Origin of the sequence: Mycobacterium sp., assembly GCF_036488105.1 — a bacterium.
Classification (GTDB): domain Bacteria; phylum Actinomycetota; class Actinomycetes; order Mycobacteriales; family Mycobacteriaceae; genus Mycobacterium.
Map to the genome: position 1 here is coordinate 1 of NZ_DASXHW010000551.1, position 3,435 is coordinate 3,435.

Sequence of the window (3,435 nt, forward strand, 5' to 3'; positions counted from 1 at the left end):
GCTGCCCCGGCTTGCCAAGCGCTGCCGCCCGCCGGGAAAGCTCCTGGTTCGCCTGCCCTAGTTCGTCATCGGACAGTGACCGCGCCGCGGCGCGCTTGTCCGTCGCGACCGTCATCTTGTCGGCGGGATGCGGGCCGGTCACGATCCCGCTCCCGGCACCTTCCCTCACCCACCCGTGCGAGTAGCCGTGAGGTCCGACCAGGTTAATCACTGTCGCCAGGTCGTCCCAGGTACGGGCGAACTGCTTGCTGCCCTTCGGTTGCGGCCCGTCAGGATCGGCCGCGCCCGGGTCACTGCCCCCGCTGTTAGTCCTCGCCGGGGCGTTGAGCGCCTTGTCCCCTCCCGGCTGCCGTGCTGTGGGCTTCTGCGCCAAAGCTCCCGGTCCATAACCAGCGTTCGGGTCCGCTGGCCTCGGCGGCGGGTTCGAGGTCGCGTCATCACCGTAGGAGTCACGCCGGATCTGCTGCTGGTTCTTCTCCGCCACGTCGGCGATGTCCTTCACCAGCAGCAGGTGGCGGTGAACGCCGTGAAGCGACTCCCGCGCCGCTATGTGCGCGTCGTCGGTGTGCAGGCCGTGGCGCATCAGCGACTGGGGAGTCAGGGAGAACGCCGCCGCCCGCAGGTGCCGCTGCGCCGCCTCTTCCTGCCCTGCCCGGAGCATGCGGGCGGCGTCTCTCACGTGCTGGTGGACGGTCAGGTCCGGGTGGGACTTCTGCATGCTGTCGGCGAGCCTGCTCATCGACTTCGCCGCCTGGGTGCGCATCGGCGTCAGCGGCACCTGACGACGGCGGGAAGGGGCCGGGGGCGGTGAGATCTCGGGTGCGGTTACGGTCACGACAGCAGCCTCCAGTCGATGCGGCGGTGAAGCTCGTAACTCGTCGCGCCGGTTGCCGCCATCCACCCCCGGCAGTTGCCCGCGCAGCCGTTCTTCACGTCGCAGGTGTGCAGCTCGTAGTGCTTGAGATCCGCGCCCCACGCGACGGTGGCCGTCATGTTGTGCGGGCAGTCATGCGGGCACGGGCCGACGGTGAGGCGCCTGCGCTCGGCCTCTGGGTAGCAGGCGAACCACTCAATGATCTGGTCCGGGCTGACATCGACGGCGATAAAGCTCATGCTGACTCCACGGTCTCGACGGTCAAAAGCCCTCGCCTCTCAGCCAGCGGCAGCGCGCCCGCCTCGGAAAGCTCCCTGATGCTGGCGCAGAACTTCCAGCCGCGATCGAGGACGCTATCGACCGCAGACTGCCGGGTCCGGCCGCTGCCGGTGACGCGCATGCCGCAGCCTTGCACCTCGGACAGCCACCACCCGGACTTCTCGTCATGCCAGGCCCGCGCCTTCACGCTGCCCTCGCCATCTTGGCTATCCTGTCGGTAACGACGGCCTGGTCGGAGGACCGGTGTAAACCCCGGCGACGGAACAGGCGGGAAGAATTGGGCACCAGCACGGGTAACCGTGCCGCGAGACGAGTCAGGAGCCCGACCGGCGATGCCGAGGCACCTCGCGTGCCGCGCCACCAGGACGTCGCGGAAGCCGCTCATGCCGCCCTCGCAAACTTCAGGCCACGGCTTGGCAGCAGCTTCCCGCCGGGATGCGCCGGGCCCGGCTCGCAGCGGCAGTGCAAGTGAACTGCCGAAGGAAGCCCTATGTCCGGTATTGCCGAGGCGTAGTAATTCATCCCGTCCGCGTTCCTGCACTCCGCGCTGGTGTGCCCGTCGAGCACCGCGTACCACCCGAGCAGGTTCCCGTGCTCAAGCGCCGCCATGTCCGTCTTCCCCGCTGCTGACGCCCGGCCCCACATCGCCGCGAGGTGGAGAGAGTAGTACCGGCGCTCCACGGCAAGCTGGTCCCGGATAGCGCCCGTCACCGGCTCGCCTTTCGCCCGTGCCTCCCGTGCCGCCCCGAGTACCCGCTTGGACGCCGCCACGACGTACTGTGCCCGCCTCGCCGCGTTCTGCCGTGCCGTCTGCTCGGACGCCGCGCCGATAACGCCGGTGACCGGAGGAGGCGAGGCTGTCACTTGCGTCAGGACCGACCCGAGCGCCTGCCATGCCGCGTGAGACAGCGCGAACCGTGCCTTCAGCGCCCCGAGCATCAGGGCGACGCTGGAGGCGTAGGCGGCGGTAACCGCGGCGGTAGCGAGGAGCGCGGCTATGGCGACGGCCAGGGCTGCGTCGTCCAGGCCGTCGTCCTGCTGCGGCGGGGGCGGCTGCTGGCCCTGCGGAGGCGCTGGCGTGGTCACGGGCTCAGGCCTGCATCCTCATCGAGCGGAGCACGTCGAGCTCGTCCAGCACCTCCGCGAGCGCCCGCTCCCACGTCGCGCAGTCCCCTGCGAAGCCGTCGAGGAGGTAAACCCACCTGCCGCTCGCCCGGTCCTTCCAGATATGGGCTTTCATGCCTACATCCGCGTCGCGGTCTGCGCTTCGGGCACCTCGCCGCTGTCCGCGGCCGGCTCGACGTGCTCTAGCGCCCCGCACTGCACCGGGACGCGCAGGCCGACCGGGTAAGTGCGGTACACCTCCACCAGCGCCGTGCCCTCGTGAATCGAGACGATCGTGCCCGTCAGCTTGACGAAGTCGCCGACCTCAGGGTCCTTGATCATGCCGCCTTCACCACTCCCGGAACCGGGTCATCGGGCAGGCGCGACGCCTCGGCGGGGTCGATGCCGGCCTGCTCGCACAGCCGGGCGAGCATCTGCCTGGCGCGCTGGACCTCGTCCATGACATCGCACAGCGCGTCGTACGTGGGGGTATCCGGGGTCAGCATGCGCCTCACCAGCTCTCAAATAACATCCGGTGTAACTCCCCTATTGTGGCGTCCCGGCAGCGCCCCGTGATACAGGCAGGCCGGGCGGCGGGTTCCGCACTTCCCGCCGCCCGGACAGTGCTAGCTCGCGGCCGGGGGCGTAGCGGGCGGAGTCGCCGGGTCCGCGCCCTGCAACTGGGTGACCGTGGCGTTCATGTCGGCGGCTACCGCGTCGATCGCGGCCTGGTCCCCGTTGGAGCTGGCAAGCGCGGCCTGCCAGTCGGTGATCGCCTGCGTGACCTCCGCCTTCAGTGCGGTGTCGGCGGCCTGGAGGTTGGTGACATCAGCCATGATTCTCTCCTGGTTCTCTAGGATTCGGATTAGTAGTGCACGATCGGATTCGTGGAACCCGAACTCCGGCGTCACGGGACGCTCCCCGGCCCGCCCGCCCTGCCACAGTGCCCAGGCGGATAGGTCAACGGCATCGGGTCACTGGTCACTGGGCATCACCTCCGCTTCCGTACCTCGATGCGATGTACTGCCGGGCCCACGAGACGTGCCCGTGCGGGCGCTCGCTGACCGTGAACGGCACCGCGTCGCCTGTTCCTGATGCCGTGATCACGCCGCCTCGCGCGTATTCCGGCATCCCGCCTGGCCGCTTCGTGGCAACGTGCGGCCCGGCGTCGAACTTCG

General features: G+C 69.4%; 9 protein-coding genes. All 9 read right to left on the bottom strand.

Translation table 11 applies throughout. From position 1 onward, the window contains the following. The coding region (locus VGH54_RS28925) for a hypothetical protein (protein WP_331515605.1) at positions 1-835 on the bottom strand (835 nt) is incomplete at its 3' end. Beyond that, the gene (locus tag VGH54_RS28930; RefSeq protein WP_331515606.1) at positions 832-1,113 is read right to left on the bottom strand and encodes a hypothetical protein; all 282 of its coding nucleotides are present in this window, start codon (positions 1,111-1,113) and stop codon (positions 832-834) included. The genes VGH54_RS28930 and VGH54_RS28925, both read right to left, overlap by 4 nt. Beyond that, positions 1,110-1,340: a hypothetical protein gene (locus tag VGH54_RS28935; RefSeq protein WP_331515607.1), complete on the bottom strand. Its 231-nt coding sequence runs from the start codon at positions 1,338-1,340 to the stop codon at positions 1,110-1,112. Before VGH54_RS28935 ends, VGH54_RS28930 begins: the two co-directional genes overlap by 4 nt. Before the next feature lie 194 nt (positions 1,341-1,534). Further along, positions 1,535-2,239, bottom strand: a complete 705-nt coding sequence (locus tag VGH54_RS28940; protein ID WP_331515608.1) for a hypothetical protein — start codon at positions 2,237-2,239, stop codon at positions 1,535-1,537. Between the two features lie 4 nt (positions 2,240-2,243). After that, positions 2,244-2,393, bottom strand: coding sequence for a hypothetical protein (locus tag VGH54_RS28945; RefSeq protein ID WP_331515610.1), 150 nt, complete (start codon positions 2,391-2,393; stop codon positions 2,244-2,246). 2 nt (positions 2,394-2,395) lie between these two features. Continuing rightward, positions 2,396-2,599, bottom strand: coding sequence for a hypothetical protein (locus VGH54_RS28950; protein ID WP_331515611.1), 204 nt, complete (start codon positions 2,597-2,599; stop codon positions 2,396-2,398). Continuing rightward, positions 2,596-2,772 carry a hypothetical protein gene (locus VGH54_RS28955; protein WP_331515612.1) on the bottom strand — a complete coding sequence of 59 codons (177 nt, stop codon included), beginning with the start codon at positions 2,770-2,772 and terminating at the stop codon, positions 2,596-2,598. Before VGH54_RS28955 ends, VGH54_RS28950 begins: the two co-directional genes overlap by 4 nt. Before the next feature lie 111 nt (positions 2,773-2,883). Then, on the bottom strand, positions 2,884-3,093 hold the full coding sequence (locus VGH54_RS28960) for a hypothetical protein (protein ID WP_331515614.1): 210 nt from the start codon (positions 3,091-3,093) through the stop codon (positions 2,884-2,886). Between the two features lie 145 nt (positions 3,094-3,238). Then, the coding region (locus VGH54_RS28965) for a hypothetical protein (RefSeq protein WP_331515615.1) at positions 3,239-3,435 on the bottom strand (197 nt) is incomplete at its 5' end.